This is a genomic window from Ruminococcus bromii (genome assembly GCF_928721825.1).
GTDB classification, from domain to species: Bacteria; Bacillota; Clostridia; order Oscillospirales; family Acutalibacteraceae; genus Ruminococcoides; species Ruminococcoides bromii.
The window spans coordinates 407262-423068 of sequence record NZ_CAKMVP010000003.1; the positions used below are offsets into that span (position 1 = coordinate 407262).

Annotated in this window: 12 protein-coding genes; 9 read left to right on the forward strand and 3 right to left on the reverse strand. The window is 45.0% G+C overall.

Annotated features, from left to right (window positions below; genetic code table 11):
• Positions 1–4: 4 nt before the first annotated feature.
• The 4 genes from yihA (at position 5) to QDI94_RS02245 (ending at position 3032) form a co-directional block, all read left to right on the forward strand.
• Complete coding sequence (yihA, locus tag QDI94_RS02230) at positions 5–607, forward strand: ribosome biogenesis GTP-binding protein YihA/YsxC (RefSeq protein ID WP_278418643.1); 603 nt, start codon at positions 5–7, stop codon at positions 605–607.
• A gap of 5 nt (positions 608–612) precedes the next feature.
• A complete protein-coding gene (gene lysA, locus QDI94_RS02235) occupies positions 613–1911 on the forward strand; it encodes a diaminopimelate decarboxylase (protein WP_278868692.1) in 1299 nt (432 codons plus the stop codon).
• 94 nt (positions 1912–2005) lie between these two features.
• Complete coding sequence (locus QDI94_RS02240) at positions 2006–2698, forward strand: YoaK family protein (protein ID WP_341460954.1); 693 nt, start codon at positions 2006–2008, stop codon at positions 2696–2698.
• A 163-nt stretch (positions 2699–2861) separates the two neighbouring features.
• Positions 2862–3032, forward strand: a complete 171-nt coding sequence (locus tag QDI94_RS02245) for a hypothetical protein (protein WP_278476090.1) — start codon at positions 2862–2864, stop codon at positions 3030–3032.
• A gap of 231 nt (positions 3033–3263) precedes the next feature.
• On the opposite strand, the gene QDI94_RS02250 is transcribed toward QDI94_RS02245, so the two are convergent.
• The 3 genes from QDI94_RS02250 to QDI94_RS02260 are packed head-to-tail and all read right to left on the reverse strand — an operon-like array spanning position 3264 to position 5366.
• Positions 3264–4229, reverse strand: a complete 966-nt coding sequence (locus tag QDI94_RS02250; RefSeq protein ID WP_278866761.1) for a TlpA disulfide reductase family protein — start codon at positions 4227–4229, stop codon at positions 3264–3266.
• A 5-nt stretch (positions 4230–4234) separates the two neighbouring features.
• On the reverse strand, positions 4235–5197 hold the full coding sequence (locus QDI94_RS02255; RefSeq protein ID WP_278866763.1) for a 4Fe-4S binding protein: 963 nt from the start codon (positions 5195–5197) through the stop codon (positions 4235–4237).
• Positions 5190–5366, reverse strand: a complete 177-nt coding sequence (locus QDI94_RS02260; RefSeq protein WP_046433783.1) for a CD1871A family CXXC motif-containing protein — start codon at positions 5364–5366, stop codon at positions 5190–5192. The genes QDI94_RS02255 and QDI94_RS02260 overlap by 8 nt, the downstream gene beginning before the upstream one ends.
• Before the next feature lie 123 nt (positions 5367–5489).
• Here QDI94_RS02260 and QDI94_RS02265 point away from each other — a divergent pair, with 123 nt between their 5' ends.
• The 5 genes from QDI94_RS02265 (at position 5490) to QDI94_RS02285 (ending at position 15598) form a co-directional block, all read left to right on the forward strand.
• Complete coding sequence (locus QDI94_RS02265; RefSeq protein ID WP_101029632.1) at positions 5490–6167, forward strand: response regulator transcription factor; 678 nt, start codon at positions 5490–5492, stop codon at positions 6165–6167.
• Positions 6164–7306, forward strand: a complete 1143-nt coding sequence (locus QDI94_RS02270; protein WP_278866768.1) for a sensor histidine kinase — start codon at positions 6164–6166, stop codon at positions 7304–7306. The genes QDI94_RS02265 and QDI94_RS02270 overlap by 4 nt, the downstream gene beginning before the upstream one ends.
• A 99-nt stretch (positions 7307–7405) precedes the next feature.
• Entirely contained in the window at positions 7406–8008 is a 603-nt protein-coding gene (locus QDI94_RS02275) for a TetR/AcrR family transcriptional regulator (RefSeq protein ID WP_278866770.1), read from the forward strand.
• Positions 8005–10104, forward strand: coding sequence for a collagen-like domain-containing protein (locus tag QDI94_RS02280; RefSeq protein ID WP_278866772.1), 2100 nt, complete (start codon positions 8005–8007; stop codon positions 10102–10104). The genes QDI94_RS02275 and QDI94_RS02280 overlap by 4 nt, the downstream gene beginning before the upstream one ends.
• A gap of 25 nt (positions 10105–10129) precedes the next feature.
• Positions 10130–15598, forward strand: coding sequence for an InlB B-repeat-containing protein (locus QDI94_RS02285; RefSeq protein ID WP_278866773.1), 5469 nt, complete (start codon positions 10130–10132; stop codon positions 15596–15598).
• Positions 15599–15807: the final 209 nt, after the last annotated feature.

Consider the following 15807-nt stretch of genomic DNA (forward strand, 5'->3'; position numbering starts at 1 on the left):
TTTTATGAATTTTAATGAAGTCGCTTTTGAATTTGCGGCAGGTCGTGTTGATCAGCTGCCTGAATCCGATATGCCTGAAATTGTATTTTCAGGTCATTCAAATGTAGGAAAATCCTCTCTTATCAATAAACTTGTTCAGAGAAAAGCCCTTGCAAGAGTAAGCGCTCAGCCGGGCAAAACGGCTACCATTAATTTTTATAAACTCAAAGAGTTTCGTATGGTTGATTTGCCGGGCTACGGTTATGCAAAGGTTTCAAAAGCAGAAAAAGACAGATGGGCAAAGCTTGTGGAAGGCTATTTTGCACAGGACAGACAGCGTCCGCTCGTTATTCAGATTCTTGATTTGCGTCATCCTCCTACTGACGATGATTTGCATATGATAGACTTTCTTTACAGAGGCGGATTTAACTTTGCCGCAGTTCTCACAAAGAGCGATAAACTCAAAAAAACTGCATTTGAAAAGCAGATTGAGTATTACAAGGAAATTTTCAGTACAATTGAACATGTTCCTCTGATACCTTTTTCTGCACAGACAGGCTTAGGAAATGATGAAATTAGGAAACTTATTGAAACTTCAATAGCAAATTTTAAAAATACGGAGGTATGAGTAAAATGTTCGTTAGCGAATGTCTTAATGTGAACAATAAGGGACATCTTACAATCGGCGGTTGCGATACACTCGAACTAGCCAAAGAATTTGGTACACCCTTATATGTTCTTGACGAAACAACAATCAGAAATGTGTGCAAGGCTTATGTAAAGTCCTTTGAAAAGTATTACAACGGTAACGGTATGCCGTTGTATGCGAGCAAGGCTCTTTCCTGTAAGGAGCTTTGCAGAATTGCAAAGGAAGAGGGACTCGGTCTTGATGTAGTATCAGGCGGTGAGATTTATACAGCCGTACAGGCAGGTTTTCCGATGGAAAAAGTTCACTTTCACGGAAACAATAAAACAGCCGATGAAATCAGATTTGCACTTGAATCTAATGTGGGCAAGTTTGTTGTAGATAACCTTTATGAACTTGAGCTTCTCAATGAAATTTGCGGTGAAATGGGTAAGAAAGCTAATATTTCTTTCAGAATCAAGCCGGGTGTTGACGCTCATACTCATAACTTCATCAGAACAGGTCAGATTGACTCAAAGTTCGGTTTTGCCCTTGAAACAGGCGAAGCTTTTGAGGCGGTCAAAAGGGCACAGATGTACGATAATGTGAATCTTACGGAACTTCATTGCCACATCGGTTCACAGATTTTTGATATTGATCCGTTTGTCACTGCTGCTGAAATTATGCTTGACTTTATGGGCAAGATTCACGATGAACTCGGAATCGTTATTTCAGAGCTTAACCTCGGCGGCGGATTCGGTATTATGTACACAAAGGATGATGAACCTGTTCCTTATGAAAACTATATGGAAAAGGTTTCAGAGGCTGTTAAGGCAAAGGCTAAAGAACACGGACTTCCTGTTCCGTATATCTTTATTGAGCCGGGCCGTTCAATTGTCGGCGAAGCAGGTATTACGCTCTACAAGGTTGGCGGAAAAAAGGAAATTCCTAATGTAAGAACATATGTATCCGTTGACGGCGGCATGACAGATAACATCAGATATGCACTTTATCAGTCTGCTTATACCGTAGTAAATGCAGGTAAGGCTGACAAAGAGCCTGATGAAATCGTAACGGTAGCAGGTAAGTGTTGCGAGAGCGGCGACCTCGTTCAGGAGCATACAAAGGTTGCTAAGGTTGAAGTAGGCGATACACTTGCTGTTCTTTCAACAGGTGCTTATAACTATTCTATGGCGTCAAATTACAACAGAATCCCTCGTCCTGCAATCGTAATGGTTAAAGACGGCAAGGCAAGAGTTGTTGTTAAGCGTGAAAGCTATGAGGATATAGTAAAGAACGATATCTGATAATCGAATTTTAATTATTGTGCAACACCGAGCCGCTGAATTGTGTTCGGTGTTGTGTCGCGTAGATTAGCACATAGGTTCGGAGTTGAGTATTGTGTTTAGGATAAGAAGTTTTTTTAAGGAACTTGAGCCGACACGACAGATGTCTGAGGCATTTAGGAATTGCATATTTCTTGCGTTATCAGGCGGATTTCAGGATGCGTATACATATTTTACCCGTGACGGAGTATTTGCAAACGCGCAGACAGGCAATGTTGTGCTTATGAGTACGAATTTTATGACAGGAAAGTGGGAAGAGGGACTTAAATATCTTTTTCCTATTCTTGCGTTTGCGTTAGGTGTTCTTGTTGCCGATTTGATACAGAAAAAGTTCAAGTATTTCAAAAAGATACATTGGCGGCAGGGGATACTTTTGTTTGAAATTCTCATATTATTTGCAGTCGGTTTTATGCCGAAGAGTATGAATACTATTGCGGCGGTAATTGTATCCTTCTCCTGTGCAATGCAGGTACAGACCTTCAGAAAGGTCAGAGGATATTCTTATGCAAGCACAATGTGCATAGGCAATTTGAGAAGCGGTACGGCAGCTTTGTCGGGTTTTATTCACGAAAGAAAGCCCGAACAGCTCAGACAGGCAATGTATTATTTCGGAGTAATATTTTTCTTTGCCCTTGGTGCAGGTTTGGGCGGAAATCTTTCGTTATCGTTTGGAATGCATATAATCTGGATTTCATGCGGACTGCTTCTTGTAAGCTTTCTGATGATGTTCAAGGAAAAAATTCAATAAATAAATATATATATACAACACAGCCGTCAATGCTCACTGAGTAATTGGCGGCTGTGTTTTTAAAATTTATCTGTATTTTTCTGAGTAAGTTCTTGAATTTGCCGTAGCTCTATGCTATACTTTAGTTAATTGATTGATTAGTTAATAAAAGGAAGCGAACTTTATGAGGACAACAGAGGAACAGCACAACGAGCGTAAGCGTGAAATGATGGAAAAATGCTTTGAATGCTATGCTGAAAATGGGCTGACAGGTACGGGTATCAAGGCTTTGGCGGCAGCGTGCGGCTGTACAACGGGAAATTTAATGCTTGAACAGAATACAAATTTATTGTGATGATAAACAGCTTTACAGCTATGTAAAAATTTTTATAGAGATATAATGATGAAATATAAAATATCGAAATAAGAATAAACCTCCTGCACAGAGTAAAATCCGTTGCAGGAGGTTTTGTTGTACGAAAAATTATATGGGCTTAATTATTGGCATATTTGTTGGAATCTATATGTAAAATTTACAGAACCTGAAAATATGCATTATTGATACTTTGTAGGGACAGGGCACACATCAGTTCTTGCTGTTTGCAATTGCCTGATCAATCAACTTTTGCAGCTTTTCAGACTGCTTTTCGGAGGTTATTGCACCGACAATCGGCTCTCCTACAATATTACCGTTTTTATCAACAACATAAGTTGTGGGGTAGGAGTACAATCCGGATGTGAATTCTCCGGCTTTACTTTTTGAATCAAACCAAATGTTTTTGTAGGTCACACCCTTTTTTGCCAGAATATTCTTTGCGTCAGAGATAGCCGTTTTGTCACCGTCAAGTGTAAATGAATTGATTCCGACTACTGCTCCGCCTTTTTTTGCAAGCTGTTTATTCAGAGCTTCCAGGTCGGCAAGTTCTTCCACGCAGGGATTGCAGGTGGTAAACCAGAAGTTTACTATAGTAACGGTATTTTTTGCAAAAAGCGTACTGCTCTTAACTTTGTTTCCGTCAAGATCCTTGCCGTCAAATGTCGGGAATTTCATCAGATTATCCTTTTCGATGGGCTTACCGTTTTCAGCCGGAACGCTCATATCTCCATCAGACGGTTTTTCTCCGCATCCGGGAAATTTTTGTTCCAAAACTGTCAGCTTTCCTTCAATTTCCTTAATCTCTTCGGCGCCTTTATTAAGCAGTTTCAACTCATCTGCACTGAACTGATCCTTGATACCGTCAATCGTTTTCAGAAGAAAATCGCCGTAGTTTTTGCCGTCCTCATTCATCGCCATACTTTTATCGGCTGAAGCAAATACCTTTTCCCAAAGCTTGCTGTTTTCGGAAAGAATAGCATTTTCCTGTGCCATCAGTTTTTGATGCAGGTCGGCGGCCTCGTCTTTTGTTTTCGGATTCACAGCTGTCAGCATAGCCGTTTCGCTTTTCTTATTTGCGGTAGTATTCGTCGTATTGCCTTTGTTTGTGCCACAGGCGGCAAAGCTTAACAACATCATCAAGGCAGTCAGTAAGGTTAAAATTTTTGTTGTTTTCATGGTGTTTACTCCTTTTCTGTTTCAATTTCTGTTTCAATTTTTTGTTTTGCTGTTTCCGCTTTTTCAGCGGGACAATCATTTTCTTTTCCTTTGCCAAAGCCGTAGCGAAAGCTGACCGCCTTGGCAGGACAGGCACGGATACACTTACCACAGCGTATGCATTCGGTGTGGTCGGGAGTTTTGGTTACATCTACATCCATCTTGCATACTTTGGCACACTTTCCGCAGGAAATGCATTTGTGTTTGTCTACTTTCATTCCGAAAAGCGACACCTTGTTAAGCAATGCATAAAATGCACCGAGAGGACACAGCCACTTGCAGAACGGTCTGTAGAAAAGTACACTCAGTACGATTACCGTAATCAATATGCCCAGCTTCCACGAAAAGAGCGTACCCAGTGCGGCACGGATTCCCGAATCAATGGCGGCAAGAGGGATTGCCCCCTCGAGTACTCCTTGAGGACAAAGATACTTACAGAAAAAAGGATCTCCCATACCCACATCGTTTGTAATGAGCATTGGCAGCAAACCTACAGCAAAAAGCAAAACTGCATATTTTATGTATGTCAGCGGCTTCAGCTTTTTAGTGGAAAGCTTTTTTGTCGGTATCTTATGTAACAGTTCCTGAAGCCATCCGAACGGACACAAAAAACCGCAGATAAAACGCCCGAGCAGAACTCCTATCAATATGAGGAATCCTGTGATATAATATGAAAAACTGAATTTTGACGAACCCACCACAGCCTGAAACGAGCCGATTGGGCAGGCGCCCGATGCCGCAGGGCAGGAATAGCAATTCAGTCCCGGAACGCAAACAGCCTTTCCTTTGCCTTGATAAATTCTGCCCTTCAATAAATTCGGCAGATGAATATTACTCAGCAAAGTTGCTCCTGCTTGAATAAGCCATCGAAAGCGTGAGAGGAACTGCGATACACCGCCTCTTTTTTTCTTCGGTTCTTTGTTATCCAATTCCCACACACTCCAAACACAGCCGGATTGCCTTGCTTAACACGGTTTCTGCCTCTCCACGCAGAGCTCCGTAACACAGCATCATAATTCCGCAGATAATCAGTACGATCTGAAATACGGCTTTTTTCTTTCGAGTCAATTCGGTCACTCCTTTCTTTTGTGCTCTCATTGTAGCACAGAGGATGTAAAATCCCTGTTAAGAACGAAAACTTAACAAAAACTTTATGTCTGAGCGATATAATGTATAATTAAATTATCAAAGAAATATGAAAACACAACAAGGAGAGTTTCTATGCGTATTTTAGTAATTGAAGACGAGCGTGCGCTGTGCGAGACAATTGTTCGCAGCCTTAAAAGATTGGCATACAGCGTTGATTTTTGTTATGACGGAAACAAAGCAAATGAGTTGCTCGGAATAGAAAAGTACGATCTTGTTTTACTTGATCTGAATTTACCCGGTGCAGACGGGATGACGGTACTGCGAACTCTGCGACAAACCGACAGAGATACCGGAGTGTTAATTCTTTCGGCACGCTGTGAGGTTGCCGACAAGGTGGAGGGGTTGGATGCCGGAGCAAACGATTACCTGACAAAGCCTTTTCATTTGGAGGAGCTTGAGGCAAGAATACGCAGTCTGACTCGCCGGCGGTTTACACAAAACAATGTTGTTTTGAACTGTGGAAAGGTTGCTTTTGACACCAAAGCCCGTGTTGCCGTTGCTGACGGTCAGGAGCTGTCACTTACCCGAAAAGAAATCGGAATACTTGAATATTTACTTCTTAATCAAGGCCGCCCCGTCAGTCAGGAAGAACTGCTCGACCATGTTTGGGATAACAGTGTTGACAATTTCAGCAATTCAATAAGAGTACATATTTCTGCATTACGAAAGAAACTGCGTGCGGTACTCGGCTATGACCCGATTCGCAATCGCATTGGTGAAGGATATGTTATGGAGGAAGAAAAAGTATGAAAAAGCTATCCTTGCAATGGCGCATAACTCTGATGACAGCACTTCTTATCGGAGCCACCTGCATTTTTATGAATGTTCTTATCGGCTATTCCGGCAGTCATTACATGGATTCCATAGGCTCTTATGTTACAGGTTACGGTGATACGGACAAAGGAGAACCTGACTTTTTCGATCCCGAACACGAAAAGCTTGATCGTGAATTGACTATTGTAATTAACGGAGCACAGGAATCCTTTATCGCTACCAATTGGTATATTACGGCGGCGGCAACATTGTTAGGCGGTGTGCTTGCGTATTTTTTAAGCGGGCATGCACTGAAGCCTCTGCGTACTTTTACCGCTCGGGTTGAAAAGGTTCAACCTAACAATTTGACGGATATGAAGATAACCGAAGAAGTTCCGCCTGAACTGAGACAGTTTGTCAAGTCGTTCAATCGGATGCTTGACCGTCTTGATGATGGATTTACCGCTCAACGACAGTTCACGGGAAACGCCGCACATGAGTTGCGCACGCCGCTTTCGCTTATGCAGGCACAGCTTGAACTTTTTTCGGCAGAGCATCCCGAGGTATCGCCTGAAACGGCGGAGTTTCTCCGATTGTTGCGTGAGCAGACCGAACGAATGACGCAAATGACAAAAACCCTGTTGGAAATGAGCGAGCTGCGCACAGTATCGTGTGCCGACCGCATAGAGATAGGTCCTATGGTAGAAGAGATTTTCACTGACCTTGCACCCCTTGCAGAGAAAAACAACGTTACACTTGAAAGCACGGGCGACGCTGTTATGACAGGCAGTGACACGCTGATTTACCGTTTGTTATATAATCTGACCGAAAACGCTATACGCTACAACCGTTTTGACGGTACAGTGAATATTACCGTAATGCACAAAGACAATCAGCTTGTTATTACGGTTGCGGATACCGGCTACGGCATCCCCGAACAATACAGAGAAAGTATTTTTCAGCCCTTCTTTCGTGTGGATAAATCCCGAAGCAGAGAATACGGCGGCGTAGGATTGGGACTTTCTTTGGTGTGGGAAATCGTTGCACTGCACAATGGTAAAGTTCGTGTGGAAGAAAGTTCGGAAAAGGGTACTGCTATAGCAGTAAAGTTTCCGACAGATGTGATAAAAATTTAATATTTTGCGATTTTTTCTTATTTAGTTGTTGAAATTGCTGTAACTCTGTGCTATACTATAATTAATTGATTGATTAGTTAATAAAAGGAAGCGAACTTTATGAGAACAACAGAGGAACAGCACAACGAGCGTAAGCGTGAAATGATGGAAAAATGCTTTGAATGCTATGCTGAAAATGGGCTGACAGGTACGGGCATCAAGGCTTTGGCGGCAGCGTGCGGCTGTACAACGGGAAATCTGTATTCCTATTTCAACAGTGTTGATGAACTGATTATTGAATCAACTGCATACTGTATGGAAAAGGTCGAGGATGATTTTATGGAAAAAGCTCCCACCGACCCGAAGGATGTTGTTCGATTTGTGAAAGAGGTTCCGTATTGGACAGCAAAGAAGCACGGCAAGAAATATCGGCTTATGTATCAGGTCTATACCCATCCGAAATATATTGAACACGGCAAGAAATTCTTTGAGGGGGTGAATGAGCGCTATACCGAGTATGCAAAGCGGCTTGAGCCGAAAATCGGCATTCCGTACACGGTGATTACACCGCTGATTTTTATATTTGTCCGTGCCTGTGTACATTATGCTATGTTTGAGGATGAATATTATTTAAGAACCCAAATGGAGGTCTTAAAACAGGGTGTTGCCCTGTTTACTGATAAATACCGTTCACAATATTTGAGAGGAGGCAATGATAAATGAAAAAACGAATATACTGTATTACCACCGCACTCTGTCTTGTGCTTTGCATCGTACTTTGCATTGTATTTGCTGCCGTATGCAGCAAGGCGGAAAATAGCAAAACCCTGTTGCCGGAGGTGCGAAATAACGGCACAGCAATCCAATGGAGAGATGCCGCCGAAGAGGAATGGCACGATCTTGTAGCTCTTAACACGCTCAGAGGTGCTGTCGGAGAAAACGGCAAGGACGGAATAAACGGCACTGACGGTAAAGACGGTCTTAACGGCAAAGACGGTGCTGACGGAAAGAACGGTCTTAACGGTAAAGACGGTACTAACGGAAAGAACGGTCTTAACGGCAAAGATGGTACTGACGGAAAGAACGGTCTTAACGGCAAAGACGGTACTGACGGCAAAGATGGCATTGATGGAAAGAACGGTCTTAACGGTAAAGACGGTACTAACGGAAAAGACGGTCTTAACGGTAAAGATGGTACTGACGGCAAAAATGGCACTGACGGAATAAACGGTGCTGACGGAAAGAACGGCACTGACGGAAAGAACGGTACTGACGGAAAAGACGGTGTTGACGGAAAAGACGGTGCTGACGGCAAAGATGGCATTGACGGCAAAAACGGTCTTGACGGCAAAGACGGCACTGACGGAAAGAACGGCCTTGACGGTAAAAACGGCATTGACGGCAAAGATGGCATTGACGGCAAAGACGGTGCTGACGGCAAAAACGGTGTTGACGGAATAAACGGCACTGACGGTAAAGATGGTACTGACGGCAAAGACGGCATTGACGGAAAAAACGGTCTTGACGGCAAAAACATAGAGGTACAAAGAACAACAGAATATATACAGTGGCGCTATGAGGGAGAAAACTGGCAAAACCTTGTTGCCATTTCCGATATAAAAGGACCCACAGGGCAGAACGGTAAAGATGGAGCAAACGGAAAAACACCGGAGTTCCGTGTAAATGAAAACAATCTTCAATGGCGTTATGTCAGCGATGAAATATGGCTAAATCTTTACGATCTTTCAAATTTGAAAGGTCTTGACGGAAAAGACGGAATCGACGGAAAAAACGGTGTCGATGGTATTGACGGCAAAAACGGTGATACGCCGTTCATCGGTGAAAACGGCAACTGGTGGCTCGGAGTGACCGACATTGGCGTAAAAGCCGCAGGTGTTGACGGTGAAAAAGGCGACAAGGGAGATAAAGGAGATGCCGGAGAGAACGGTAAGGACGGAGCAAACGGAAAAACACCGGAGTTCCGTGTAAATGAAAATAACCTGCAATGGCGTTATGTCGGCGATGAAATATGGCTTAACCTTTACGATCTTTCAATTTTGAGAGGGCTTGACGGCGCAGACGGTAAGGATGGTATAAACGGCAAAGACGGTGTTGACGGTAAAGATGGTGTTGACGGCAAAGACGGTGCCGGTGGTAAAGACGGAACAAACGGACAAAACGGCGCTGACGGCAAAGACGGAAATACCCCGTTCATCGGTGAAAACGGCAACTGGTGGATTGGAACGACCGATACGGGAGTGAAAGCCACAGGAGTTGACGGTGAAAAAGGAGACAAAGGAGACATCGGTGAAAAAGGCGAAAAGGGTGACAAAGGAGATAAAGGCGACAAGGGTGACGCAGGTCAGAACGGCAGCTGTTCGGGGTATTTTTACGGAGAGGCAAACGCTCCAAGGACAGTACTGAATAACAGTCGTGTCAATATTTCTGTCTACGAAAAAATAAACAAGGGCGGCTTGATTTCATCCTACAGGAATAATATTACCCTCAAAAAAGGACATATTTACAATGTCTGCTTAAGCGGTTCTCTCGAAGTTGGTTCAAACGAATTTAACAACAGCGGCAATTACTCTATTCAGATGACAGACGGTTATGATGACGATCTGTGCAGGGAGCTTACACGAATAAAAAGGGACGGGGCAAAAATACCGTATACCAATGATCAACATTCCTTTAATTTCAACAGAATGTATGATGCGTCAAATAAAGACATTACATTGCAGTTGTGGTTTGAAAATTCGGCATACAATACTTATCTCGGTGGCTTCAGAGGCACTATTACAATAACCGCTCTTGATTAAATTCATATAACGGAGGTGGCGAAAAATGAAAAAACGAATACTTAGTATCCTGCTGACTTTATGCATGACGCTCTGCCTTACGCCGATAAGCGTATTCGCCGAGGAGGTTGGTACAGAGGGCTCTGCTGCGATACAGCTTGGTGCAGATGCACTAAGTGTGTTAAGTAAAAATGTAAACACAGCGACCGCACCGACTGTGTATTTCGGGCAAAACCATGAAAATAATCCCGCTGCATGGCGAGTTATCGGCTATGACGGAAGCGGTGTTACAAGCGCACAAGGGGATATTACCCTGCTCGCGGCAGGCGATATGGGAGTTATACCATTTGCCGATACCATATTAAACAACGAATACGCACCGAGTAATTTGAAAGCCACAATAGATGCGCTTGCGGAAAAGCTGACGACAGAAGAAAATGCTGCCGTAAAGAAACGGGCGCTTACAAGCGGAAGTTACGACGGAGAGAATACCGACTGTGTAGCGGGAGGGCAGGTGGATAACGCTGTATTCTGGCCACTTTCCGCAAAAGAGGCTATTGTTGTAAACAACGATCTGCGTGCCTTGAATCCTGCACATCCGAATTGGGTGACAACCGCTTGGTGGCTGCGCTCCCCCGGCTCCAATAAATATAATGTCGCCGTCGTGCGTAGTGATGGTTCTGTCGAATACTCTGGGTACACTATGCTCATTTTCAATAATCATCGGACTGTTCGTCCCGCTTTTAACTTAAATCTGAACTCTGTCCTTTTTGCATCTGCCGCTGTGGGCGGAAAGCCTGACGGAGGATTGACCCCGATTCCCGAATACAGCGGAAACGAGTGGAAGCTGACGCTTTTAGATAGTAGACGCAATTTTGCCGTGACGGAAAAAACTGTCAGCGCCGCCCCCGACGATACCGTTACGCTGAATTACAAAGGGGCGACCACAGGGAAAAATGAATATATCTCTGTCATCCTGGCGGATAACAATGGCGCACAGTATTACGGCAGAGTAGCACAGCCTACTGCCGAAAGCGGAACGGTTGAAATCAAAGTCCCGTCTGACATTGCACCGGGCGACTATACCATGAAGGTCTTCAGCGAGCAGTATAACGGTGACTGCAAGACCGACCTTGCAAGTGCTTTTGCGGATGTCACGCTGACGGTGGAAAGTCAGCCTGACGAGCAGTTTACCCTCACCCCCGGCGGCAGATACTATTTTGACCTTTCGGCAATGGATATTCCCGGAACGGTAAACAGCAATCTGCCGGACAGCACACTTCATTATGTGCCTTTTACCTATGCAGGCACGGTCAACGCTTATAAGCTCACATCGGAAATGGCAACCACCGAGGAGTATGCTCAGAAGAATAAATATCCCCACAGCCTATTCATTGCGGACTATGCCGTAACGCATACGGTAAGCTGGGATGACCTGAATACCGCAGGTCTGATTTTCGGCAAAAATTATGCCAGCGACGGCGTGGACTATACGCTGCGTGCGCCGTCCGTGGGAAGTGATAACAGAGGCTCGGGTGATTCAGAACGCGGTACGCCCCAAAGCAACGAATGGGACAGGATACTGGACAAGGACAGCGGCTACATCAAAAACTGGAATGGCATATTTTCGTGGGGGCAGGACACAACAAGATACAACTCGTCGCTCCGTGCGATTCGCGGGTACGATTCGGGCCGACGCTGGAACGACGACGATGCTACGGACTTCCTCCCGCTCGTCAGTTTCCGCCCCGTGCTTGAAATCCTGAACCCTGACACACTGAGCTCTGACGGACTGAAGGTCGTTACCCTTGACCTTGGCGGCGGAACGCTCGGCGGCAGCTCCGAGGATATTCAAATCGTTGTGAAAAGCAGCGAGAGCTTTGCCGCGCCTGCGTCCGACGGCATTACCCGCCCAGACGGAAATACAGGCAGCTACTTCATGTGGCTCGGAAGCAACGGTAAGCTCTACGCGCCCGGTGCCAGTGTTCCGGCGGACGTTACCAAGCTCACGGCGCAGTTTGCTTTATCAGAACAGTTTTCCCTTACCCCCGGCGGCAGATACTATTTTGACCTGTCGGCAATGAATATTTCGGGAACGGTAAACAGCAATTTGCCTGACAGCACACTTCATTATGTGCCTTTTACCTATGCAGGCACGGTCAACGCTTATAAGCTCACATCGGAAATGGCAACCACCGAGGAGTATGCTCAGAAGAATAAATATCCCCACAGCCTATTCATTGCGGACTATGTCGTAACGCATACGGTAAGCTGGGATGACTTAAATACGAAAAGTCTGATTTTCGGCAAAGATTATGCCAGCGGCGGCGTGGACTATACCCTGCGCGCACCGTCTGTGGGAAGTAACTTTATAGGTTTGGGCAATTCCGAACGCGGCGTGCCCCAAAGCAACGAATGGGACACGATGCTGAATAAGAACAGCGGATATATCCAAAACTGGAATGATATGTATTTGTATTTGTGGGGACAGGATACTGTTTCTCGCAACGCGTCGCGCCGTGCGGTTCGCGGGTGCGCTTCGCCCCGCTTCTGGATCAACTGCGATGCTACGTACTCCGACCCGAGCGTCGGTTTCCGCCCTGTCCTTGAAGTCCTGAACCCTGACACACTGGGTTCTGACGGGCTGAAGGTCGTTACACTTGACCTTGGCGGCGGAACGCTCGGCGGCAGCTCCGAGGATATTCAAATCATTGTGAAAAGCAGCGAGAGCTTTACTGCACCCTCTGCCGAAGGACTGCCCCGCCCGGACGGCATTTCGGAAGACGCGCAGCTGTATTGGTCGGATGAAAATGGGAACTGCTATAAACCCGGCGATACCGTACCTGCCGATGTTTCCATGCTTTCGATCACTGGAGACTATGAGGTGATTTACCTCCCCGGCACATACGGCGCCGGCAGTGCGGTGACGGATATGAAACCCCACAACAATATTCTTACCCTGCGCGGCGCTTTGTTCACCCGCGTGGGCTACACGCAAGTAGGCTGGTCAACCGTTGACGGAGGCGAAAAGGTATATGACTTTAAAGATATTTATACCAAAAACGAGGCACTGACGCTCTATCCCGTGTGGAATACGAATAAATACACAATAACCTTTGATACCAACGGCGGAAGTGAAATTGCACCCATTACTCAGGATTACGGTACAGAAATTACCGCCCCTGACAATCCGACAAGAAAAGGTTATACCTTTAAGGGCTGGGATAAGGAAATCCCCGAAACCATGCCGGCGGAGAATATGACGGTTAAAGCACAATGGGAAATCAATCAGTACACAATAACCTTTGATACCAACGGCGGAAGTGAGATTGCACCCATTACTCAGGATTACGGTACAGAAATTACCGCCCCTGACAATCCGACAAGAAAGGGTTATACCTTTAAGGGCTGGGATAAGGAAATCCCCGAAACCATGCCGGCGGAGAATATGACGGTTAAAGCACAATGGGAAATCAATCAGTACACAATAACCTTTGATACCAACGGCGGAAGTGAGATTGCACCCATTACTCAGGATTACGGTACAGAAATTACCGCCCCTGACAATCCGACAAGAAAGGGTTATACCTTTAAGGGCTGGGATAAGGAAATCCCCAAAACCATGCCGGCGGAGAATATGACGGTTAAAGCACAATGGAAAATCAATCAGTACACAATAACCTTTGATACCAACGGCGGAAGTGAGATTGCACCAATTACACAGGACTACGGTACGGAAATTACCGCCCCTGACAACCCGACAAGAAAAGGTTACACCTTTAAGGGCTGGGATAAGGAAATCCCCGAAACCATGCCGGCGGAGAATATGACGGTTAAAGCACAATGGAAAATCAATCAGTACACAATAACCTTTGATACCAACGGCGGAAGTGAGATTGCACCCATTACACAGGACTACGGTACAGAAATTACCGCCCCTGACAATCCGACAAGAAAAGGTTATACCTTTAAGGGTTGGGATAAGGAAATCCCCGAAACCATGCCTGCCGAAAACATTACAATCACGGCACGGTGGAGAGATACCGAAAAGCCGACGGGCGAAATTATAATAGGCACGAATAAATGGAATGAATTCTTAAACGAGCTTACCTTTGGCATATTCTTCAAGGATACACAGGAAGTAACTATAAATGCCGTTGATAATAGCGGAGTTGTGTTTGTATCCTATTTGGTAACAGATAAGGAGCTTTCCGAGGCTGAACTGAACTCTCTTGTATTCCGTGCATATGAAGAACCGTTCCGCATAGAACCCAACGGAGAATATATTATTTATGTAATGCTTGTTGATGAAAATATTAACATAACATACCTTCGCTCCGACCGTATAACGCTTGATAATATTCAGCCTGTAATCAGCGGTATTGAGAACGGCAAGACCTATTGTGAGGCACAAACCGTTACTGTTGATGAGAAGAATGTTGATACCGTTACCGTAAACGGCACGGTGGTTACGCTTGATGCAGACGGAGGTTTTGTTCTCCCCCCGACAAACGATGAGCAGAAGATAGTTGTCACCGACAAAGCGGGCAATAATGCAGAGATGACCGTAACAGTCAACAACGGTCATACCTTTGGCGAATGGGTATCTGACAATGACGGTAAGCATACCCGAAAATGTATCGTGGACGGATGCGATGTGTTTGAAACCGAAAATTGCTCAGGCGGCAATGCCACCTGTACCAAAAAGGCGGTATGTGATGTCTGCGGTAAAGCCTACGGAGAACCTGACGGAACAAACCACGAGGGCGGTGTACAGGAGTGGACGACAAGAACCGCTTTTGTTCACGAACAAAAATGGAACTGCTGTGGCGCTGTGATTGTGGAAAGTGAAGCACACGAGTGGAAAGACGGTGTGTGCCGAGAGTGCGGATATGTATGTCTGCATAATGATACGGATAAAAATCATATCTGTGACTACTGCGAAAAGACAATCTCTGAACACGAAGACGCAGATAAAAATCATATTTGTGATTACTGCGAGAAGATAATCTCTGAGCATGTAGATAAGGATAAAAATCATATCTGTGACTACTGCGAAAAGATAATCTCTGAACACGAAGACACGGATAAAAATCATATCTGTGACTACTGTGGCAAGGGGATTACCAACCACTCCGGCGGAAAAGCTACCTGCACCGAAAAAGCTGTATGCGAGATATGCAATGAGCCGTACGGCGAGATTGACGGAGCAAGTCATGCCGACCTCAGACACATAGAAGCAAAGACTGCGACTAAGGATGCCGAGGGCAATGTTGAATATTGGTATTGCGAGGCCTGCAACAAGTATTACAGCGACGAAGCAGCGACCAAAGAAATCAAAAAGACTGATACCGTAACGGCTAAGCTGCCTGACAGTTCAAAATCCCCTCAGACAGGCGACAACGGCAGCCTTATGTTGTGGATTGCATTGCTGTTCATCAGCGGCGGCGTTATGAAAGGAGTAACGGCATTTGATAAGCTCAAAAAGCATTCCGCAAAAATTAAAGATAAGTAATAATTAACAATCCGTAATAAAACCGCATCAAATACGGCACAGTAGGCAGGAAATCCTCTGTGCCGTATTTTTTATTTTGATGACAAACAGCTTTGACGGCTGTATAAAGAATAAAAACGGTAAGTACGCTTCAACAAAAGAAAACGGTTTTGCTATCGGATTTGAATCAATCAGAATAACTGTTTGGGCCACATCTATTTACAACTCAG

Bases quoted from the DNA above. Each gene is read 5' to 3' on its own strand.
- QDI94_RS02285 (WP_278866773.1), top strand. From the start codon at position 10,130: ATGAAAAAACGAATACTTAGTATCCTGCTGACTTTATGCATGACGCTC.
- QDI94_RS02275 (WP_278866770.1), top strand. From the start codon at position 7,406: ATGAGAACAACAGAGGAACAGCACAACGAGCGTAAGCGTGAAATGATG.
- yihA (WP_278418643.1), top strand. From the start codon at position 5: ATGAATTTTAATGAAGTCGCTTTTGAATTTGCGGCAGGTCGTGTTGAT.
- QDI94_RS02265 (WP_101029632.1), top strand. From the start codon at position 5,490: ATGCGTATTTTAGTAATTGAAGACGAGCGTGCGCTGTGCGAGACAATT.
- QDI94_RS02245 (WP_278476090.1), top strand. From the start codon at position 2,862: ATGAGGACAACAGAGGAACAGCACAACGAGCGTAAGCGTGAAATGATG.
- QDI94_RS02250 (WP_278866761.1), bottom strand. From the start codon at position 4,229: ATGAAAACAACAAAAATTTTAACCTTACTGACTGCCTTGATGATGTTG.
- QDI94_RS02280 (WP_278866772.1), top strand. From the start codon at position 8,005: ATGAAAAAACGAATATACTGTATTACCACCGCACTCTGTCTTGTGCTT.
- QDI94_RS02260 (WP_046433783.1), bottom strand. From the start codon at position 5,366: ATGAGAGCACAAAAGAAAGGAGTGACCGAATTGACTCGAAAGAAAAAA.
- lysA (WP_278868692.1), top strand. From the start codon at position 613: ATGTTCGTTAGCGAATGTCTTAATGTGAACAATAAGGGACATCTTACA.
- QDI94_RS02270 (WP_278866768.1), top strand. From the start codon at position 6,164: ATGAAAAAGCTATCCTTGCAATGGCGCATAACTCTGATGACAGCACTT.